This is a genomic window from Caulobacter sp. GW821-FHT10F06, from assembly GCF_058809215.1.
This window is the reverse complement of record NZ_JBXASK010000002.1, coordinates 148,321-170,286: the sequence shown is the minus strand read 5'-3', so window position 1 is coordinate 170,286 and position 21,966 is coordinate 148,321. Positions and strand designations below refer to the sequence as shown.

At 65.0% G+C, this 21,966-nt stretch carries 11 protein-coding genes; all 11 read right to left on the bottom strand.

Annotation, left to right across the window (positions count from 1 at the left end; all coding sequences use genetic code 11):
- Window positions 1-10 precede the first annotated feature (10 nt).
- The 11 genes from AC1RUS_RS03985 to AC1RUS_RS03935 all read right to left on the bottom strand — a co-directional run bounded on the left by AC1RUS_RS03985 (window position 11) and on the right by AC1RUS_RS03935 (window position 21,878).
- Window positions 11-1,165, bottom strand: a complete 1,155-nt coding sequence (locus AC1RUS_RS03985; protein WP_492913270.1) for a flagellar basal body P-ring protein FlgI — start codon at window positions 1,163-1,165, stop codon at window positions 11-13.
- Window positions 1,165-1,758: a flagellar basal body L-ring protein FlgH gene (locus AC1RUS_RS03980; RefSeq protein WP_492913268.1), complete on the bottom strand. Its 594-nt coding sequence runs from the start codon at window positions 1,756-1,758 to the stop codon at window positions 1,165-1,167. The genes AC1RUS_RS03985 and AC1RUS_RS03980 overlap by 1 nt, the downstream gene beginning before the upstream one ends.
- Complete coding sequence (locus tag AC1RUS_RS03975) at window positions 1,755-2,216, bottom strand: hypothetical protein (protein ID WP_492913266.1); 462 nt, start codon at window positions 2,214-2,216, stop codon at window positions 1,755-1,757. Before AC1RUS_RS03975 ends, AC1RUS_RS03980 begins: the two co-directional genes overlap by 4 nt.
- A 5-nt stretch (window positions 2,217-2,221) precedes the next feature.
- Complete coding sequence (locus AC1RUS_RS03970; RefSeq protein ID WP_492913264.1) at window positions 2,222-3,022, bottom strand: flagellar hook-basal body protein; 801 nt, start codon at window positions 3,020-3,022, stop codon at window positions 2,222-2,224.
- A 2-nt stretch (window positions 3,023-3,024) separates the two neighbouring features.
- Entirely contained in the window at window positions 3,025-3,729 is a 705-nt protein-coding gene (locus AC1RUS_RS03965; protein WP_492913262.1) for a flagellar hook-basal body complex protein, read from the bottom strand.
- Between the two features lie 85 nt (window positions 3,730-3,814).
- Window positions 3,815-5,851: a flagellar biosynthesis protein FlhA gene (locus tag AC1RUS_RS03960; protein ID WP_492913260.1), complete on the bottom strand. Its 2,037-nt coding sequence runs from the start codon at window positions 5,849-5,851 to the stop codon at window positions 3,815-3,817.
- Entirely contained in the window at window positions 5,838-6,917 is a 1,080-nt protein-coding gene (locus AC1RUS_RS03955) for an EscU/YscU/HrcU family type III secretion system export apparatus switch protein (RefSeq protein ID WP_492913258.1), read from the bottom strand. The genes AC1RUS_RS03960 and AC1RUS_RS03955 overlap by 14 nt, the downstream gene beginning before the upstream one ends.
- Window positions 6,914-7,678 (bottom strand): flagellar biosynthetic protein FliR, encoded by a 765-nt coding sequence (locus tag AC1RUS_RS03950; RefSeq protein WP_492913256.1) that lies wholly within the window; start codon window positions 7,676-7,678, stop codon window positions 6,914-6,916. Before AC1RUS_RS03950 ends, AC1RUS_RS03955 begins: the two co-directional genes overlap by 4 nt.
- Entirely contained in the window at window positions 7,675-7,944 is a 270-nt protein-coding gene (gene fliQ, locus AC1RUS_RS03945) for a flagellar biosynthesis protein FliQ (protein ID WP_492913254.1), read from the bottom strand. Before fliQ ends, AC1RUS_RS03950 begins: the two co-directional genes overlap by 4 nt.
- 333 nt (window positions 7,945-8,277) lie before the next feature.
- Window positions 8,278-8,673 (bottom strand): hypothetical protein, encoded by a 396-nt coding sequence (locus AC1RUS_RS03940; RefSeq protein ID WP_492913252.1) that lies wholly within the window; start codon window positions 8,671-8,673, stop codon window positions 8,278-8,280.
- An 11-nt stretch (window positions 8,674-8,684) separates the two neighbouring features.
- Window positions 8,685-21,878 (bottom strand): FG-GAP-like repeat-containing protein, encoded by a 13,194-nt coding sequence (locus AC1RUS_RS03935; protein WP_492913250.1) that lies wholly within the window; start codon window positions 21,876-21,878, stop codon window positions 8,685-8,687.
- Window positions 21,879-21,966: the final 88 nt, after the last annotated feature.

The following is a 21,966-nucleotide window of genomic DNA, read 5'->3' as shown; positions in this document are numbered from 1 at the left end:
CGAAATCCTCCTATTGCACGATGATGTCGGCGTGCAGGGCGCCGGCTGTCTTCAGCGCCTGCAACACGCCGATCATTTCCCGGGTCCCGACCTTGACCGCCGCCAGGCCCTCCACGAGATCGGCGATGGTGGCGTCAGGGAAGCGCTTGACCGCCTCACGGCGGGTGTCGACCTCCAGCTTGGTGTTGCTGATCACCAGGCTGCGCGCGTCGGGCGCATAGCTGTCGACCAAGCCCGGTTGGGAGGCTTCGTTCTGCACGCTGACCGTGACCTTGATGTCGCCTTGCGAGATCACCACGCTGGCGATGCGAATGGCCTGGCCGGCGACAATCGTTCCGGTGCGCTCATTGACCACCACCCGCGCCTGGGCGTCGGGCCGCACGGCCAGGGCCTCCACGCGGCTGATCAGGCGATAGACGTCGCCGCCCGCCACCTCGATGCGCACGGCGCTGGCGTCGTCGACCCGCGCCGCGCCGGGCCGCACGCCAATATTGACCGCGTCGGCGATGCGCTGGGCGGTCGTGACGTCGGGGTTGTCCAGCACGAAGGTCAGGGCCGTGGCCGAGGCCATGGCCGGATCACGCGGCGCGACCTCGATCATCGCGCCGCCGGGGACGCTGGCCGAGGTCGGATGGTTCTTCTGGGCGGCGTTGCGGTCAGCGTCGAAGCGATAACCGCCGACCACCAAGGCTCCTTGGGCGAGAGCGTAGGGACGCTGGTCGACGCCGACCATCGGGGTGACCAGCAAGGTTCCGCCCGCCAAGCTGCGGGCGTCGCCGATCGAGCTGACGGTGACGTCGAGGCGATCGCCCAGATGGGCTCCGGCCGGCAGGGTCGCGGCGACCATGACGGCGGCGACATTGCGGCTGCGCACCTGTTCGGGGGCGACATTGCTGCCAAACCGCCCCAGCACATTGCTCAGCGCCTGACGGGTCACCTCGCTATTGGGCGTATCGCCCGAACCGGCCAGGCCGGTGACCACGCCGTAGCCGACCAGCACCGTCGGCCGCCAGCCCAGGAACCGGCCCAGGTCTTTGATGCGGACGTCCTGGGCGCGCGCGCCCGAAGCCGCCATGACCAGGGTTACGGCGAGGATGGCGGCGCTGGCGGCGGCCGCACGAAGTCGTCGGCCTGAACGGCGGTGGAGGGGGAACGGCCCGGTCATCAGAACAGGCCCAAGCCGCCGAGCAGCCGCGACAGCGGTCCTGGGCGCGCCGCGCGCGCAGCGGTCCCATCGCCCTCATAGACGATGCGCGCCTCGGCCAGGCGGGTCGAGGCGATGGTGTTGTCGCGGGCGATGTCGGCGCGTCGGGCGCGTCCGGAGACGCTGATGCGCGCCTCTTGGCCATTGACCCGGAAAGCCCGTTCGCCAGCCACCCGCAGGTCGCCATTGGCCAGGACCTCGACCACCACGACGCTGATCTCAGCAGCCAGGCGATCGGAGCGGCCATTGGCGCCGTCGCCCTGGTAAAGGCTTTTGAGGCCCAGCTCGCCGCTTTTGAGCGCGCCTTCGCTCCCGGCCTGGCCCGACAGCTGGCCGCTCTTGCGCGCCGTCGTCTGGGCCGAATTGGCGGCCGAGGCGGTCTCGCGCACGATGACGGTCAGGGCGTCGCCGACCCGCAAGGCCGAACGATCGGCAGTCAGGGCCGACCAATCGGTCACCTGGCGTGCGTGGCTCTGACCAACGGCGGCCAAGACCAAGGCCAGGCCAAGGCTCGCCGCGATCGGGCCGCGGCTGGAAGCGCGACGGGCGATCATGGCGCGACCATCGCCGCGGGCGCGGCGAAGACCGGACCGCTCTGGGCCCGCACAAACACCGCCTGACCAAGGCCGGCCGGCCTGACCACGGCGACCTGACGCTCGATGCGCACCCCCCCGGCCCTGCTTTGCAGGCGAAGGGTCTGGCCGGGACGCCAAGCGGCCACCGCGCCCGCCGGCGGCGCTCGCAGCACCTGGCCCGGCGTCAAGTCCCGCACGGCGGCGACAAAGCCGTTGGCCGCGACATATCGCAGCGCCCGGTCCGGACGCTGGTTGGCCGGGCAAGGCATCGTTTCGAAATCGGAGATGATCGGGGTCACGCCGGCGCTCACCGGCCGCACGACCCGCAAACAGGCTTCCCGCGCCGTGGCCGACCCCGCGGCGGACACGGCCAGGGCGAGGGCCAGAACCGCCGCATCCCAGGGGCCTGCCGCCCGATTGACGATTGCCCGCCGCATGATCGCTAGCGCCGCAGGCCGTTGGCGATGGCCATCAGCTGGTCGCCCGCCTGGACCACCTGGGCGTTGGCCGCATAGGCCCGCTGGGTCAGCAAAAGGGCGATCATCTCGCTGGCCAGTTCGACATTGGAGCCTTCGACCGCGCCCTGCGCCAAACGCCCCACGCCATCCTCGCCGGGACGGGCGCTCAGAAGGCTGGTTTCGTCGGCTACCGCGTAGAGGCCTTCGCCGAGCGCCGTCAGGCTGGCCGGATCGCGCGCGCGCACGAGGTCGATGCGGCCGAGAAGCTCGCCTTCGCCGCCCGCTTCGCTGGCCGTCCGCACCTGGCCATCGGCCGAAATCGTCAAGGCCCCCGCCGCGATCGGCGCGGAAATCATCGCCTTGAGCGGCAGACCGTTGGCGGCGGCCAGGAGCCCCTCGGCGTTGACGCCAAGCTGGCCGCCGCGCCACAGCACCGTACGGCCCGAGGGGCCCATCAGTTCGATGAAACCCTCGCCGTCGATGGCCAAGGCCGACGCCTCGCCAGTCAGTTTCAGAGCGCCGGGTGTCATGACCGTGCGCCCCGGGCTCAAGACCACGCCGCCGCCGCTCAGTCCCGCCTGCTCGACCGCTGCGCCGTTCGTCACGGCCCCCTCTGCGTCTCCAACGCCTGGGCTACGCGCCGGCGCGGCCATCAAGGCCACAAAGCTCGCCTCCGAGCGCTTGAAGGCGGCGGTGTTGACGTTGGCGATATTGTTAGCCGTCAGCTCCAGCGCCCGTTGCTGGGCGTCCAGGCCGGTGGCGGCGATATAGAAGGCGCCGTTCATGGTCATACCTGTCCAAAGCTGGTGAGGGCTCGACCCATCAGGTCGTCGTAGACGGTGATCAGGCGCTGACCGGTCTCGGCCCGTCGCAGCGCCTCCATCATCGCCACCATGTCCTGACCGGTCGAAACGTTGGACGCCTCCAAGGCGCCTTGCCGCAGCGCCGGCTCGACGATCGTCGTCAGCGTCGCCGCTGGGGCGGTGAACCCGCCATCGGCGGCCGGGGTCAGGTCTTCGGCCCGCTGAGGCGCGACGACGGCGATCGCCTCCAGCGCCTCGCCGTCCAGGGTGAGCAAACCGCCCGGCGCCAGACCGATCGCGCCGTCGCCGACGCTGAGGTCGCCGCCGCCCCGCGCCTGCAGGATATGGCCGCTCGGGGTCGTCAGGCGCCCTTCGGCGTCGCGCTCGAACCGCCCCAGCCGGGTCAGGCGCAAGCCTTCGGGCGCGCGGACCAGAAAGAAGCCCTCGCCGGTCAGGGCCAGATCCAGGGACTTGCCCGTTTCGATCAGCTTGCCCGGCGAAAGGTCCAACGCCGCACGAATCTTCGATACAGCAACGCCACCCTCCGAACCAGTATTCACGAGGCGATCAAAAGCAACGCCGCGCTTGTAACCGTGAGTTGTGGCGTTAGCGATATTATTTGCGTAAGTTTCGACGCGCTCCGTAGACTGCGACAAAACTCGGCCAGCGATTGAAATGAAGTCCCCCATATTTACGCCGTTAACATGGGACCTTGCGGCGAGACAACGGGTATTTCAATTATTTCGCTAAATAACAACGCTCTGCAACAAATTGTCACTCGACGGAGACCACAGCGAACGAGGTCAGGTCGATGGTGTGGGGCACTTCGTTGACCGACAGCACCGACAGGCGGGGCAAGGTGCGACGGGTGAAGGTGCGCAGGTGCCGGCGCAGCTCGGGGCCGCACAGCAGTACGGGCGAGAGGCTCTGCTGGACCATCGCCTCGACCAGCGGTAGCAGTCGCAGGATCAGCTGCTCGGCCAGCCGCGGGTCGATGACGAAGGCCCCCTTGCCATCGCTGCGCCGCACCGCCTCGGCCAGTTGACCTTCCAGGCGCGGCGTCAGGCTCAGCACGGCCAGCTGCTCATGGCGGCCGCGCAGATGTTGGCAAATGCCGTGGCCCAGGCGCTGGCGCGTCAGCTCGGCCAGGTCGTTGGGGTCCTTGGTGTGGCGTCCCAGATCGACCAAGGCCTCGCAGATCAAGTCCAGGTTGCGGATCGGCGCGCCCTCGGAGAGCAGCGCCTGCAACACGCGCTGGATGTCCGAGACGCTGACAACGCCGGGCACGAGCTCCTCGATCAGTCCCGGCTGGCGGGCCCGAACGCCTTCAAGCAGAGCCACGACATCGGCGCGCGACAACAGGTGCGACGCCTCGCCGCGCAGGACCTCGCCCAGATGGGTGATCAGAACGGTGATCGGATCGATGACCGTATAGCCGCCCGATTGTGCGGTTTCGCTGTCGGCCGGATCGATCCAGACGCCGGGCAGACCGAACGCCGGGTCGCGAGCCTCCACGCCCGCCAGGGCCACCGCCGCCGGATCGCCGCGCACGGCCAGGACCTTGTCGGCCAACAGGGCGCCGCGGGCGTGCCGCGCGCCATGCAGGGCGATCTCGTAGTCGTCCGCGGCCAGGTGCTCGCCGTCCAGGAACATCACGGCCGGGAAGGCAAAACCGCTGGCCTTCTCCTGCTGGCCCCGCAGCGCGGTGATACGCTCGCTGAGCACCGGCTTTAGATCGCGCCAAGCCTCACTGAGGCGATGGCCCAGCAGCACCTCGATCACCGCTGGGGCGCGATCGGCGCCGCCCTCGCCGCTGGTCTCGATCTCGTCGAGCACCGCTCCGGTCAGGGCCTCGGGCGCGGCGCGACGCACGCCAAACCAAAGGGCCGCAGCCAGCGCCATCAAGATCAGGATCGGCCATTTGGGCATGCCGGGCAAAAGCAGCAGCGCCAGAAGCGCGCCCATGACGATCAGCGGAATCTTCGCCACCGAGGATAGTTGACCAAACACCTCGGTGGCCAGGCGACGGTCGGCCGCCGAGCGCGTGACGATGATGCCGGTGGCCACCGAGATGACCAGGGCCGGGACCTGGGTGACGATGCCATCGCCGATGGTCAGCAGACTGAAGGTCTGCAGCGCCTGCATCCAGTCCATGCCCATCTGGGCCACGCCGATGATCCAGCCGGCGATGATGTTGATCAACAGGATGATGACACCGGCCACCGCGTCGCCCTTGACGAACTTGCTGGCCCCGTCCATCGCGCCATAGAAGCCGGCTTCTTTCTCCAGCCCCTTGCGGCGCCGCTTGGCCTCGGCCTGGTCGATCAGGCCCATGTTGAGGTCGGCGTCGATGCTCATCTGCTGGCCGGGCACCGAGTCGAGCACGAAGCGCGCGGCGACTTCGGACACCCGCTGGGCGCCGGCCGTGACCACGACATATTGCACGATCACCAGGATGAAGAAGACCACCAGGCCGATGACGAAGCTGCCCTGGACCGCGAAGGCCCCGATCGAGCCGATCACTTCGCCGGCGTGGGCCTGGGTCAGGATCAGGCGCGTGGCCGCGACATTGAGCGACAAGCGATAGAGGGTGGTCACCAGCAGCAGCGACGGGAAGGTCGAGAACGCCACGGGCTTTTCGACATAGACCGTCAGCAGCAGGATCGTCAGGGCGAAGGCGAAATTGATGATGATGCACAGGTCCAGCAGCACCGGCGGGATCGGCGCAAACAGGATCATCAGGATGCCGAGCAGACCCGCGACGAGCACCAGATCCTGGTTCTTGTCCCATAGCCCCTTAGACATCGGCATGCAGGCGCCGCAGCGCCCCCTTGTCGGAGAGGGACTGATAGATCTCGGCGACCGGCGCGAACAGCGCGTCAGGCACGGGCGCGTCGAGCGCGTGGACGAACAGCGCCCGCGCCAGGGCCGGGCTTTCGACCACGGCTACGCCATAGACGAAGGCCAGGCGCTTGAGCCGCAAGGCGAAACGGTGCGCGCCCCGCGCGACGATCACCGGGGCCTCCATCTGCCCGGGCCGATAGCGCAAAGCCACCGCGAAATGGGTCGGATTGGCGATCAAGACATCGGCCTGACGCACGCCGCGCAGGCTTTGGCTGGATTGGGCGAACTCCCGATGCAGGCTTTTGCGGCGTTGCTTGAGGCGGGCGTCGCCCTCGCGGTCGCGATGCTCGCGGCGCACCTCGCGGCGGCTCATGCGCATGCGCTTGAAAAAGTCCTTGCGGGCGATCAGCTGATCGGCGGCGGCGAACACGAAGGCTGCGCCCACGAACCAGGCGACCAACCGCAGGGTCAGGGCCACCAGACCCAGGGCCAGGCGATCAGCGTCGAGCACGGTGGCGGGCACCATGGCCAGGGCTGAGGCGATGAGCATGCCCGCCAGCCCCAGATAGACCGCCAGCTTGAGCAGGCCCTTGCCGGTCTCGACCAGGATGCGCGGGGTGAAGATCCGCTTGAAGCCCGTGGCCGGGTTGAGCCGCGAGAAATCGGGCTTCAGCGGCGTGGCGGAAAAGGTCAGGCCGCCAAGCTGGGCGATCTCGAACACCAGCACGATCAGGACGACCGAGCCGGCCAGGAAGACCAGGGGGCGCAGCCCGGCGGCCAGCACTGTCCCGGCGATGACCAGCAGACTGGCCTGGGAGTCCAGCGCGTCCGGACCCAGCGCCAAGGCGCTGCGCGCGGCCTGGGCGATCGCCGCGCGCGCGCCCTGCCCTTGCATCCAGCCATAGATCAGGAACACGGCCAGGCCGATGAAGAAGGCCAGGTCAACGCCGCGCGCCACCGAGCCGTTCTCGCGCGCCTTCTGCAGCTTGAAGGCGGTCGGGGCCTCGGTCGGATTTTGCTCGCCCTGGCTCATGTCAGGCGTGGCAGGGCTTCGAGGGTCAGCCGGGCCAGGCGCGCAAACAGCGCGCCCGACAGACCAAAGGCCGTTGGCAGGGCCAAGCACAGCAGCAGGGTCTTGAGCTGGAAGCCCAAGACCAGCACGTTGAGCTGCGGCGCGGTGCGCGACAGCAGCGCGATGGCCGCGTCCGCCAGGAAGAGGCAGAGCACCACGCCGCCAGCGACGCCAAAGGCCACGGCGAACACCGCCGAGGTGAAGGCCGCCAAGCGCGCGGGCGATGGCAACAGATGGGCGGCGCCCAAGGGCGCGGCGTCCAGCGACGCCCCCAGCAGGCGCACCAGCTCCAGATGGCCGTCCATAGCGAAGAACACCGCCCCGCCCGCATAGGCCAGCAGGGTCCCAACCAGCGGAACCTGCCCGCGGGTGGTCGGATCGATCAGGGTCGCCAGGCCAAAACCGGCCTGGATGTCGATGGTCCGCCCCGCCGTCTGCAGCGCCGCATAGGACAGCTGGAAACACAGGGCGATCAGGCCGCCCAGAGCCAACTCCCTTATCGCCGCAACCAAGAGATCGGCCGGGGCCAGATGGCCGGCCGCCAGCACCTCGGGGCGGCCCGACGCCAGCCCCGCAGCGATGGTCAAACCGAACAGCACGCGAAACGGCGCCGGCGCGCGGATCAACGAGAACGGCGGCGCCAAGGCGAACACCGGCGCGACGCGCAGCGACAGCAGCAGCACCGCCACCAACCAGGCTGAAAGATCGCCGGCGCCCATCATCCGCCTAGCGAGGGAATGAGCTTGAACAGGCTGACGGCGAAGCCGGTGACGCGATGCAGCATCCACGGGCCCAGCGCGATCAGCACCAGCACCACCACCAGCATCTTGGGCACATAGCTCAAGGTGGCTTCCTGCAGCTGGGTGACCACCTGCAGCACGCTGATCAGCAAGCCAATGGCGAGCGCGGCGCCGAGAACCGGCGCCGACACCACAAGCACGTTCATCAGGAGCTGATTGATCAGCCCCAGCGCCTCATCGGATCCCACTTACGCCCCCGCGCAGCTTAACAGCCGTTAACTGTCACGCCGCTTTTGTCGCACACAAGCTGTGCGCGAACCGAGGCTGTGGACAATCTTGACCCGTCGGTGGGTTTCTCCCTCATTTTGGGTTTGTCGCCGGCGCGTGTTCGAAGTTTACGCACTCTTGGCGGCGAGCGGAGGATCACCCCAGTCCGCAAAGCTTGGCCATTGCGGTGTGCAGAGGTCCGGATCGAGGGGCGAACCGCGCCCTTGAATGCTCACGCTGTGATCACGCCGGAAGCTTGACTGTAGCGGTTATCAAATTCGCCACCAACGATCCAAGCCTGAGAATTGACACCGCTAGTCGAGATCAACAGCGCACTGACTGATCGGAAAGCTTCGGCCGTCTGATATGAGCAGGTCGCTCCCCCCGACAATTTTGGCAGACAACAACCCGAGCTCGGCGGCTCCTCCGTCAATCTGCGCTTGCCACCCCGCGACATCGCCATGATAGCTGAGGGCGTAAAATCGGTCCTCGGCGGGCGTGATAATGGTACATCCGGCCAGCATTACGCCTCCTTGTTTAGCGACCGGCGGCTTCATCTTCCAGACCACGTCCTCGTAGATATGAGCTGGGCTCTGGCCTTCGGCAAAGCTCACGTATCGAACTTCTTCTGCCTCGCCCGAACGAGTGCCGGGAATGACCGGCTCGCGTTCGATTTGCAAACCTAAGATATCTTCGATCGATTTAGACATAAGCCCCCCCCTTAGCGTATCGCTGGCGTGATTACAAACTTGTAGTTCGTAATTCCCGCATCGCTAAACACACTCGAGTAGTGCGTCGCTAGCTCAACACTGTTGGTATGATACACAACCCCTCCCTTAAAGCCGGCAGCATAGCTTTGAGCTTGTTTAACCATCTGCCCCTGCTCTGCAACCGCCCATGGCGCCCCTCCATACGGGCTTCCAGGATTCCTGATTGATCCCGCCCAGTCATCAACGAACTTTGCCTCAATGGCAGTGCTGTTTCCGCCCAAAACTACGACGTTGTCAGCGACACCTGAAACACGTTCACCGTCGACGAGTGCGGTAAACTGGCGCGCCTTGAACGGGGCGTCACCGTAGATCGCCCGTACACCGACCTCATAGCTCTGCCCTAGATCAATTGCGCGCGCACCACTCACAGTCACCGAGCCCGTAGTCCCGAAGGCACTCTCTGCGACGGGGGCTCCAGTCAGGGCGCGGGCAGCGGCCGCACCCCGCATTTCGGCGATGACCGGCGACAGTTCAGGCGCCAGAATCGACACACCCGTTGTCACCAATCCCAGCATGGCGTCGGTGTCGCGCCGGGTGTTCTGCGACGCCCACAAGCCCTCGCCTTTTCCAAGGCCGCCAATGGTGTCTATGGTGCCCGTTACAGGCCACACTGCAGCCTGCACTACCCCCGCCGTCTGGACCAACGCGCCCTTCGCGAGCAGGGCCGCGTTGGTTCCGGCCGAATTTCTCTTACTGATCAGCCCTATCTCGGCTTGGCCAACGGAAAGCGTGTTGTACGCCTCTCCCCTTCGATAAGCGTAGTTGACCGTCCCCGACTGGAGGGGTGTCAACGGAACTATTGTCGGCTCAGACCGAGGTCGCGAGGCCTCCCAAACGGACGCGCCCCGCGCAATCGAGAATTCCCGACTGAAGTCGGACAGCCAGCTTTTCGCCCGCGCACCGGCCGTGACCAGCACCTCCGACACAGCCGTGGCCCCATCGGCATCATACGAAAGCGAGGTTCCTATCTGGGCTCGGTCATAGCCGATGCTCTCCTTAAGCCAGCTTCCGGCCGCGCTGAACGCATTCTTGGTGCTGCCGATCGGGTCACGGAAGAAGTTTGAAACGGCACCTTTAACGTTGCTCCACGACCACCAGTGCGACTTCGCCGTTGGCGCGCCGCTGTAGCTGTTCCCCAACGCGGCGACTTCATAGCTTCCGGGGTTTCCTGCCGCGTATCGCTCGTTTGCACGGTCCATGCCGCGCATGATGGCGTCCATTCTTGCTGAACGCTCATCCGCCTCCTGGCTGGACAGTTGTGCGGAGAGTTTGGCGCCGACAGCGTTACCGATGGTGCTGCCGATCACGTCCGGCAAGGCGGACAAAACGTTGTCGCCGAAGTCCGTTCCGTCGATCACAGAACGTGTCGCCGCTCCCGCTACTGCTCCAGCCGCCCCGGTGACAATATCGAACTGCCAGGATCCGCGCTCCAGATGGCCGGAAGTTAGGCTACCGATACCCGCTGCTGCGCCACCAACGGCAGCCCCCACAGCTACCCCGGTCCAATCGAATTTTTTCTGAAGCCCCGTAGCCACAGACGCGCCTTGGGTGACAACGTTGCCCAGCGCGCCCCTAGCGATGCCGCGGCCAATGTCGCCAATCGGCGTGCCGATCTTGTTGAGACCGCCGATTTCCCCAAGACCGCCACCAACACCGCCGGCGATGGCGGCCAGGGCTACGCCCTTCCAGCTGAACTGATCTTGCACTCCGCTCGCGACGGCGAAACTTTGACTCGCCAAGCTGCCAAGCGCGCCGGAGATCGCGCCTGCGGCGACACCGGCCCCAATGGTGCCAGATCCGAGCGCGCCGACCAATCCAGTGCCTTGGAGCAAGGCGCTATTGGTGGCAAAAGCGGCCCCCGTCAGCGTGCCGTAAGAAAGCGCTGAGACAGCGACCGCGACCACGACCGTGAGGATTTTCCCGACCGTGCCGCAGCCCTTCTTTTTGGACTGGGCCTGAACCTGTTCAACGGGCGACGGAGCGTTAGGCTGGATATTGCCCAAGACGTCGCTCGGGTCGAAGACCCGGAAGGTGGAGTTCTTGTTATGGGTGTTGACGACCTTGTTCGGGACGGTGAGCACCATACCTGGCGGCAACGTCTCCACGCCGGTTAGGCCGTTGGCGTCCGCCAGAACGTACCAGAGCGCTTCGTCGCCCCAGAGCCCGAGGGCAATCGAGCGCAAGGTGTCATTTTCATTGACGCGATAAGCACTGGCGGCGCTGGCTTCGCCACGCGAGGTCGGATTGATCGGCTCGTAGTTCTGAGCGAAGTCGGCGAACGGAACGGCGAAGCCGGCGCGGAACGGCCCGCTTGCTGTCGAAGCCCGATTGGCGATCGCCGCCGTGTAGTCGAAATCAGCCGTGCCGTTGTTGCCGACCTGGCCCACACGCACGCCATTGAACAGGTAAAAGTAGTCCTTTGGCGCGGCGCCGCCGCTGGCAGGGGTTTCGATGCGCGATATGGCCTGCCCCGTGGCGTCATTGGCGAACTTGATCGTTCGCTCCAGCGTCTTTGTTCCGTTGTCCCAAGCCGCCTGATTGGCATAGTTGCTGACCTCGACCTTGGCCAAGCGACCATTGGCGTCATAGGTCATGTCGGAAACGCCGCGTGTCCAAGTCCCGGTGCTGTTAGTGAAGGTCTGGGTGATAATGGACGTCTGCCGTTCCTTGGCAGGGCTGTAGATGTAGTTGGTGTGGACCGTGCTTGCCGTTGCGCCCCCGCGGGTGTTGACGGTCGCCGTATGATATAGTTGGCCGCTGTCTTCGTAGTCAAAGTTAGTGGTTGAAAACATAACTCCGCCATCAGCCTGCACGGTCGCGGAGTATTCATATGTTATTTGGTTTTTCTGATTAAAAGTATCGCTGCGCGTATAAACGGAACTGTTGTTATCGCCCAAAACGCCTTTGTATTCGGTGTGAACCGTAACCCGACCTAGCGCATCACGAAGCTCTTCCATCAGAAGAGCATAGCCCTGACCATTGTAATCAACTTCGACCAAATTCAGATTGCCATCATTGCGATAGCTATAGCGTTCGGTTCTGTCCTCGGTCGTCGTGCTGGTCTCGTACTCACCTGAGTCCGGATTATACCATTGGCTATATATCTGGGAGGTTCGGGTCGATGTCTTCTGCTGGCCGGCGGCGTCATAGCTGATGGAGACCCCTTGGGTTCCACGGACGACCCCCAAGACGTCATCCTTAATGCCGTTGGAGACGGTTAGGCGGTTGAAGGCGTCGTAGGCGAACCAGTTTTGGACTGAAGTATCGCTTGTCGCGCCTACCGCCCTGTAGGTTCCAATGACGCTGCGCACGTCATTCATCGCCGTGTAGGTGTAATTGAGTTCCACCTTCAGGGCTGCGCCGTAGTCCTTGTAGTAAATGCGCCGATTTTGAACGTCGTAGTTGGCCGTCGCGTTCTTGAGGCTGACGCCGCCCTGATCGAAGGTCTCGGCCGTGAGATTGCCTTCGGCGTCGTAGCCGAAGGTTGAGTAAGAAGCCGAGGCCGCCAGGTACTGGTTGCCCGTGAAGCCGTCGGTAATTGTTCTGACGCGACCCGTGTTATAGTAGGTGTAGGTGAGGTTCTGTCCGGCGCCTTCGTCGCTGACTTGGCTCGCGACTCGCCCCGCCCCGTCAAAGCTCATCGTATGGGTGAAGCCGCGCTCATCCTTGCGCGACACCGTGCGGCCAAAATATTCCGCGCTCTCGTAGGAGATGCCGGTCGGGCTATAGGTGGTCTTCGTCCAGCCTCCCACAGCGCCCGCGCCAAAACTCAGGCTGCCATCCCAGGCATAGGCGTATCTTTGAACGGTTTGGGCGCTCAATGTCGCGTCCGGACCCGTAGATTGAGTTTGAACGACCCGCCCCGCAGCGTCGTAGTCGGTGACTTCACCGACCAGGTTCGCGCCCTGATTTTGCTGTGTCGAGCTCAGTCTCTGGCCCAACTCATCATAGGCGTATTGGGTCGCCAGATGAATGCTGGAGCTGACGGTTGGCCGGATCAGATAGGTCAGCCGATCCATGCGGTCGTAGCTGCGCTCTTCCTTGCGGTTGAGTTCATCGATGACCTCTCGCAGATGTCCGAACACATCGTAGCGGTTCGTCACCACGCCACCGGACTGGAGCGCGTTGGTGAACTTGAATTCCTGGGTCGCCAGCGCCTCGTCGCCGCCGTAACCGGTTCCGGCCAGCAGAGTGCGAGTATAGATCGAGCCTCGCGGGTTGATGGTGCCGACGAGGCGGCCCGAACGATCGTAGTAGTATGTTTCCGCAGGCGCACGCGCGCTGACGCCGTACTGGTCGGTGAAATCGACGTCTTGGATCTGCTTGGTGCGCACCTTACCCAGTGTGGTGTAGGTGTAGGCGACATGGCCGCCCAAAGCGTTGGTCTCCAGCGCAACCTCGCCGAAGGCGTTATAGTCGCGCTTGTGGCTGACATTGGCTGTCGCTGGCGCGCCCTGCCCCGTGGCTGAAAGCTCACGCGCCAGTTCGAGCGTTTCGATTGACTGACCGCGCGCATCGAAGCGCTCGACCGTCTTGGTCACCCCCGCCACGGCGCCAGACCCTAGCGCCGCCGCACCGCCCAAACCCGTGATCGCCGCTTCAAGGCTGGCGTAGCTGGCCAGGTTCGCGCCCGTCGAGGCGATGGTCAGGGTCACCGCGCCATTGGCGTCATGGACGAAGAGTTTATAGATCCCGTCCCCGGAATTGCTGCGCCAAAGCTGGCCCCCAGCGTCATAGTCATAGTGGATCTGGTAGAGACCGTTGATGCCCTGCGAGACGACCGCTCCAAAGGCGTCATATTGCATCTGCAGCGGATCCAGACGCCCCCAGGTCGAGCCGTTCCAGATCACCGTCGACTGCAGCACGCCCCGTCCCAGAGCGTCGTACTGATAGACCGTGCCCTCGCGCACCTTGGAGCCGTCCGAGCGGCTGCGATCATAGCTGACCAGGGCCGTGCGCCCTGCCTTGTCGTAAACGAAGTTGCGCTGGAACCCCTCCGCATCGATCAGGGTCTTCAAGCGTCCGGCCGCGTCGTAGCGGTAGGTGGTGATGTGATCGGTGCTGGCCTGAAGACCTTGGGCTCCCGTCCAAGTCCGGGTGACATTGCCCAGACCGTCGTAACGTGTCTGGGTTTGCCGTTGCCGCTGCTCACCGACGAGATTGGTGATCGTCGGCCCGGTCTCGCTGATTAGGCGGCCCATCGCATCATAACCATAGGCGGTCGCATCGCCTGTGGCTTCGGTCTTGAGCGTGACCTCACCCAGACCGTTGTAGACATAGCGGACCGTTGCATCGACGGTCGCAAAGCTTAGCGTGCCCTCGATATCATTGCCGCCACTCGGAGCCACGACGGCGATCTTGACGGCCTTTCGCGTTTCAGTGAGCCGTCGACCGTTTCTGTCGTACTCGAACTCGGTGATCCGGTCGTCGGCCCCTCCCGCGACTTGGCTGCGCAGCGATGCGGGATCGCTAGAACTGTTGGCTGTCCCGCTGAGTGGTTGGGCGAACCGTTCCTCTTTGGTGACATTGCCCTCACCGTCCCGGGTGTAGACCGTCAGATAGCCGGCCTGATCGACCCGGGCGATCTCGCGACCCAGCTTGTCATAGTAGTGGAAGATGCTGCCATTGCGGGCGTCGATCTCCTGGACGAGGTTGCCCGTAAGGTCGTAGACCGAACGCGTGACCACATCGCCTAGACTGGCGACATAGGTTCCGCCGACCATCTCGCCGGTGCGGATCTGCGGCACGGTGGTGCGGATCAGCCGCCCCGCGCCATCGTACTCATGCCAGACTTGGCGGAGGCCGCCGGCGGGCGCGGCGGGCGGCGCCCCTCCGGCGGCGGTTGGCGGCGTCACCAGACTGGCATAGCTGACGACCGAAGAAATGTTGCCGACCCGGTCGTAGGTCCATTTGACATAGCCGCCCAGCGCGTCGATCTGCACGGTCTTGCGGTCCAGGTCATCGTAATAGAACAACGTTCGGGCCGACGCCGCGTCGACGGTCGCAATCAGGTTCCCACGGCCGTCATAGGCAAAGGACTTGTGAGGCGTGAACGACTGCACGGTGACGCCATCGGCCTGCAAGGCGTCGACGGCGTCGCCGACCTCCTCCACCTTGCGGTCGAGCAGATCGAAGATTTGCGTCGTGGTGCGCTGCTCCTCCAGACCCACGGCTTCGGTGAACACGCGCAGATTTCCCCGCGCGTCGTATTGATAAGAATTGATCACAGCCTTGGCCACGCCGTCCGATTGCAGCGACGTGACCGGCAGGGTCTCCGAGATCACTCGGCCCAGCGCATCGAACTGGCGCGTCGTCACGCCTTGGAGGCGGTTCTGAGTCCAGATTCGATCGCCGAACGCATTGAGTTGGTAGCTCTCGGTCTTGTTTTCGGCGTCCTTGATGCTGATCAGCCGGTCCAGCTTGTCGCGGCCGAAGACTGTGACTGCGTCCCTGTCGTTCGCCGTCGGGACGGGACGGGCGTTCAAGCCCGCGCCGACGATGGCGGTCGCATAGCGGGTGGTCGAGGCGGTCTCGCCGCCGAGACTAAAGGTGGTGGCCGTGGCGTAACCCTGTGGGTCGACCTGCAACTCCAGCCGGTTGAGCTTGTCGTAGTACATGTAGCCGACCGCGCCGCGGGCGTCGGTGATTGCTGCCACATTGCCAAAAGCGTCGTAAGCGTAGGCGGTTTCTGCCGTCACGCCTGAACCGATGGCCTGTAAGGTCCGGACGCGATGTCCGGCGGCGTCGTAGCGCTGCTCGGTCACATAGTTTTGCGGATCGGTGATGAACCGTACTCGACCCACGCCATCGTACTGGTAGCCGGTGGCCGCGGCTTCGCTCGCGCCATAGCCGCGCGTCTGCCAAAGCAAGCGGCCAGCGGCGTCATATTGATTGTGGGTCGTGGCCTCGTCGACCGTGCCAAACGCGGCGATGGCGTCGATCACCCGCCCCATGGCGTCATAGGTCAGATGGGTGACATAGCCGAGCGCGTCGGTGGTGTCGGTCAGCCGCCCAGCCGTGTCATAGGCGTACTGGGTGATCGCCGCGTTGGCGGCAGGCGAGCCGACGGCGGCGCGCAAATTCGATACTGTTGTCCCGTCGGAGACTGAATAGACGTTGGCGTGGCGGATCGACTTGATGACCCGCCCAGCCGCGTCGTATTGGCGCTCGGTGACGTAGCCCAAGGCGTCGACCGAGAACACGGCCCGGCCAGCGGCGTCGTAGAGCGAGCGATCGATGCGCGCGCCGCTTTGACCACTAGCCCAGGATTGTAGGTTGGCGAGGCTGGGCAGACCGGTGGCGGTGTAGAGCGCCGCATAACGCGTCGCGCGTATCGACTGGCCAGCCGCGTCATAGGCAAACGCAGTGACACCGCCCGCCGCGTCGATCGCAAACGCGGCGCGTCCGGCGGCGTCATAGATCGTGCGCGACACACGGTTATCGCTCGAACCGCCCAGACCGAGGCTTTGAATTTGTCCTTGGACGGAGGTTAGCGAATAACTGGCCTGGAAGGCGATAGGCCCTGCGTACTGGGTGGTGCGGATAACCGCGCCCGCGCCGTCGTATTCGTATTCGATCGGCCGAAGATCGGCGCCGACCACATAGCGAAGCCGCCCGTCGGCGTCATAGACCTGCGCGGTGACCTCATCGAGGTTTGACGCTGAGATAAGGCTCGTCACCTGAGCGGCGGTGGCCTCCGTCGGCAGGCCCGCCAGACTGATCAGGTTGGCATAGCGTCGCGTGGACACCACCCGCCCTTCGCCGTCGTAGCTGAGGGCTGTGACCGCTCCGACCGGATCGATCGAGAAGATCAGGCGATTGTCGGCGTCATAGACAAACCGGCTGACCGCCAGATTGGCGTCGGTGGTCGCAACGACATTGCCGGCCTTATCGTAGGCGTAGCGGGTTGTCAGATTGAGACCGGCTGGATCGAGCGAGGTGGAAATACGCCGCCCGGCCTTGTCATAGACGTACTTGATGACACGTTGGGCGCTGGTTCCGGTCGCCTCGGTTTGGGTCAGCACCTGCCCCGTACGATCATAGGCATAGGTCGTGGTCAGGGCCAGGCGGCCTGCGCCGGCGTCGACCGTGACGCTGGTTTGCCGGCCGTTCAGATCAAAGACGATCTTGGTGGCCGTCCCGGCCGGATCGGTGACCGTCATTTGACGGTTCGCGCTTGTGAAATCGTAGTTGTAGGTCGTCGTCAGGTTCAGGCCGCCATCATCGACCTTGCGGGTCAGGACGCGGTTAAGCGCGTCATAGGCATAGGTGGTCTTGACCCCCAAGGCGTCGGTGACCGTCTTCAGACGCCCAGCCATGTCGTAATTGGAGGCTGACACGGCGCCAGCCGGATCGGTGACCGTCTTGACGTGGCCGTCCTTGTCGTAGGTCCAGCTGGTTTCACGCCCTGCCCCGTCGGTGATCGACACGGTCTGGTCCAGGGCGTTTGTCCTGGTCGTCACCACCACCCCTTCGGGTGTGGTCATGGTCGTCTGCCGATTGAAGGCGGTATAGCCGTAGGTCGTGGTGCGCAGAGTGCGGTCGGTCGACGAGATCAGTGCGCCGCGGCCGTCATAGGCGAAGGTTTGGGACTGGCCCAGGCCATTGGTCTGGACCACCACGCGTCCCGCCCGATCATAGGTCCAGGCCGCGGCCTGACCCTTGGGGTCGGTGGAACTGAGCAAGCGACCGAACGCGTCGTAGGCATTGGTCGTCTTCAGCTGCATTCCGGTGGGTGCGGCGTCCAGCGTCACGCTCGCCAGCAAACCGCGCCGGTCGTAGGTCCGCGTGGTCTGGATGTTGGTCGTGGCGCTCTCGGGCGCCAGGGTCGAAATCAACTCACCAAAAGCGTTGTAGTCATAGGTGGTCGCCGATTGCATCCCATCGATCGATCGCGTCACCCGGCCCATCAGGTCGTAGTCGGCGTGGGTGCGCACATCGATATTGCCATTAGCGGCGATGGCGTTGCTGAGAGCGGCCGTGACCGCCCCGCCCGTCAGGCCAGACAGCGTCGCGGCCGCGATCTTCGTGCCGTAGTTGACGATGTCCGTGCGCTGGCCAAAGCTATTCCAGCCGTACTGCGTGACCTCCCCGGCCGGATTGATCTCGTAGAGCAAGAGGCCAGCTGGGCTGTAGTAATAGAGGCTGCGCAGACCGCTGGCGTCAACGCCATTGGCTTCGGTCTTGCTGATCAGCCGATCTGCGGCGTCATAGACATAGGTGACCCCATAGCGGGCATAGATGTCGGCGATCTGGCCGGCGCTCGGGCTGGAGCCGAGAGCCGCCAGGGCGGCCGAACCCACGCCATTCAAGGCGCCGGTCAGACGTCCGCGTCGATCGAAGGTCTGGTTGAAGGTTCGTGCGTCGCTGCTGCCGGCCGCCTCGGTGCGACTGATAAGCTGACCCGCCGTGTCATAGACATACAGCGTTTGTTCAGACCCCCCCGCCGCTGCGCGGGTCTCGGCGAGCACTCGGCCCATGCGGTCGCGATCGTAGCTTGTGGTCTCCAGCACGGTCCCGGCCGCTGCGGCGGGGAAGCCAGCCAAGGTCGGCCCGGAGGCCAGCAAGGCGGCCACGTCAAGCTTTTGACCGACGATCCGCTGATCCAGATCTCCCAGGGCGGTGTAGTGGTAGCGCGTGAGACCGCCCTCGCCATCGATGCCTGCGACGAGCAGGCCGCGGGCGTCGTAGAGGGACCAGTTGTGGATATCCTTGCCATTGACGCCGACACTGCCCAGCAGTTGTGAGAACGTCGCGCTGGCGCGCAAGGTTTCATTGGTGAGGGTGGCGTAGCGGATCGTCTCGGTCTGGCGACCGGCCGCATCGTATTTGATCTGAGTGAGGTAGCCCTCGGCGTCTAGCGTGCCGATGAGACGGTTCTGGCCGTCATAGAAATTGCGGGTGATCCGGTCGCTGAGCGAGTCCGCCGCCGGGAGGATCAAGGTTCCGGTCTGGGCGCTGGCATAGGCGTTGAGCGCCGCGCGCGGATCGGACTGATAGGTGACGATGATATCGCCGCTAGCCTGCAGCCAGATCAGGTCTGCCTTGCCGTCGCCATTGACGTCGCCGACGCCGGCCAGCGTGTTGGTCGGATCCGACCAGGCGATGGTCTCGCCCGTATAGGCGGGCAGCGGCGTGCTGCCCCACATATAGACCGAGCCTCCGTCGTGACGAAACAGGAAGTCGAACTTGCCGTCGCCATTGAAGTCGCCTGACGGGTTCAGGCGCCATCCGGCGCCGATCTGACCGAAATTGCGATTGCTATAGCTGACGGTCGATCCCCAGTTGAGGGTCGCGGCGACGATATCGTTGTTGGACTGGAGCCAGATCAGATCGGCCTTGCCATCGCCGCTGTAATCGCCGACCGACACGAGCTTGTTGCCGGGATCGGACCACCCAAGGTCGGTTGTGGTGAAGCCGCCGCTGGCGTTGCTGACCAGGGACAGCAGGGTGCCGCCGGTATGACGAAACAGGATGTCGGCGCGGCCGTCGCCGTTGAAGTCGCCGGAGGCCTGCACCGACCAGTCCGAGGTCATGGTGGTCAGCACTTGGCTGGTATAGGCGAGGGTCGAGCCTGACACCGACGACCAGAGCTTGATCTGGTTGCTGGCCGTGCGCAGCAAGATGTCGGCCTTGCCGTCGCCGCTGAAATCGGCGACCGCCACCACAGTCTCCGTCGGATCGGCCCAGCCGACATCGGCGCCGACGATCCCGCCCGTCGCGGTTGGCGACCACATATAGATCGCGCCGCCGTCGTGGCGGAAGACGAAGTCGTGCTTGCCGTCGCCGGTCAGATCCCCCGACTGGATCAAGCGCCAGCCCGACCCGAAGGCTCCGATCGTCAGGGTGTTGAAGCTGACCGGCGTCACCTGGCTGTTGGCGTATTGCCGGGTTCCAACCAGCCGCGAGGCACCGTCATACTCGTAGACCGTCGTGGCGCCGGTCGGATCGATGATCTCGATCAGGCGATGAGCCTTGTCGTAGATCCGCCAGTCAAAGCGATCGTCGATATTGGCCGCGGGCCGCACGCTGGCGAAGGTCACCGCCGTTGGGTTGCCATTGGCGTCAATCAGCGAGGCCAGCTGCGTGGCGTTGAGCGCTGTCTTGTAGCCGATGGTCTTGAAGAGCTGATTGGCGGCGTTGTAGCCGTACTCGATCACCGCGCCGTCGGGATTGATACGAGCGATCTCACGACCCGCATCGTCATAGAAGTGGAACGTCCTGGCCCCGGTGGGCCCGGCCTCAACACGCAGCCGACCATCGGCGTCATAGACGTACGCGCTGGTCGCGGTCGTCACGCCCGCGCCGCTTTCGACATAGGCGACAAGCTCGCCGGCCAGATTGTAAGTCGAGGTCTTCGACAGGCCGTTGGCCAAGACGACCTGCGTCACGCCCGCGGCGTCGTTGAAGGTCGTGGTCGTCTGGGCCCCGCCCAGATCGGTGAAAGCGACTTCGCGGCCCAGGCCGTCATAGACATGGACTTCGCTGGTCGCCGCGCCATTGGGCAGTCGGCTGAGCAGCCGCCCGGCCGCGTCGTAGACATAGGTCATCCGGCTGAAGTCGGCGGCGGTGTCCCCGGCGCCATCGGCCTTGACCTTGCCATAGACGGTGACCGTGGCGATCTCCCCACGGAAATCATAGGTCGTGTCGGTGCGCTGGCTCTGGCTCTTGTCGCTGATCCCCGCCACCCAGGCGTCGAGGGCGCCTTCGGCGGGCGCGGCGGTCACCGCCAGGCCCGAGACGTCGTAACGCTGGGCGCTGTAGCGGATCAGGGCGGTCTCCAGCCCCGCCGCCGAATAGCGGTGCTCTACGACCTCGCCTTCGGCGCTGATCTCATAGCGCAGGTGGTTTTCGGCGTCGTAGACATAGCGGCTGGTCAGAACGCCGCTGGCCGCCGTCGCGCCCTGCGCGGCGACCAGATAGCGGGTTTCGGTCAGCAGTTCGTTCTTGGCGCCGAAGGTGCGCGTTACGGTGTCGCCCGCCGCGTCGACCTCGGAGATCCGATTGCCGTTGGCGTCATAGCCATAGGTGACCGTCAGGCCGTCGGCTCCGGTAACGGTCAGCACGTCGCCTTGGCTATTGTAGCTGAAGCCGGTGACCTGAGCGGTCGCGCCGCTAACCGCTGGCGGGGCGGTCAGGCTGATCAGACGGCCGCTGGCGTCATAGGCCAGCTTGCTGACCAGACCCAAGGGGTCGGTCAGGGTCGTGATCCGGTTGACGGTGTCGTAGGCGAACCCCGTCACCCGGCTGACCGCGGCCGCTGACAGCTGGGTCAGGCTGGAGACGCGATAGACGCCGCCGACCTGGACATAGGCGATCGCCAGACTGGTCCCGTCGGTTTGACTGATCGAAGCGATCCGACTGGACGTTCCGTCATAGCCGTAGGTGGTCACATAGGTCTTGCCGTCGGCGATGCTGCTGTCGGAAGGCGTGAGATCGACGGTGACCGTGGAGAGACGCCCCGAGCCGTCATAGCTATAGCGCACTCGGGTCTGTGTCCTGCTGACGCCGGCCTCGACGAAGGTCGAGGTCAGGCTGGTCAGCAGGCCGCCGGCGTAGCCAAACTCGGTATAGCCGCCATCGGCCGTCGTCACCCGGGTGAGCAGCCCACTGGCGTAGGTATAGGTCAGGCTGTTGCCGTCGGCGTCGCGCGAGCCTGTTAGCCGGCCGCCGTTGGCGCCGTCGTAAGTCTCGACCGTCCGGCTCGCGCCGTCCGTCCAGGTCCAGATCGAACCAGCGAAGCTCAGGGTGTCGTAGCCACCCTCCCCCTGACGGCCGACATAAAGGCCGCGTGCGCCGTCATAGGCGTAGACGACCTCGGAGCCGTCGGCGGCGATGCGAGTGATAGTGCTGCCGGCGGTGTTGACGGTTCCGGTCACACCGGTCACGCGGCGCTCAAGGCTCTCGCGCCAGCTCGAACCCGAGGTCGTCAGGCTGTTATAGGTGCGGCCCACGACGCTGTCTGGACCCAGGCCAAACACCATCTCGTCGGCGTTCTGAACCACAAGGTTGCCGGTCGCGCCGTTGACGTAGACCGCCTCGCCCGCGCGGCCCAACCCTGCCTGCCCCAGACGGCCCACGCCGCCCAGCACCTGGGCCGAGCTGTTTTCCAAGCCCAGGCCGGCTCCCGCGATGATCGCGACCATGTCGTATACGCCCCCGATAACGCCGTCAGAGCAGGCTCAACGCCCTTGCTCATCGGTTCATCCGTCGCTGGCGGCGAAGGTTTAGGCC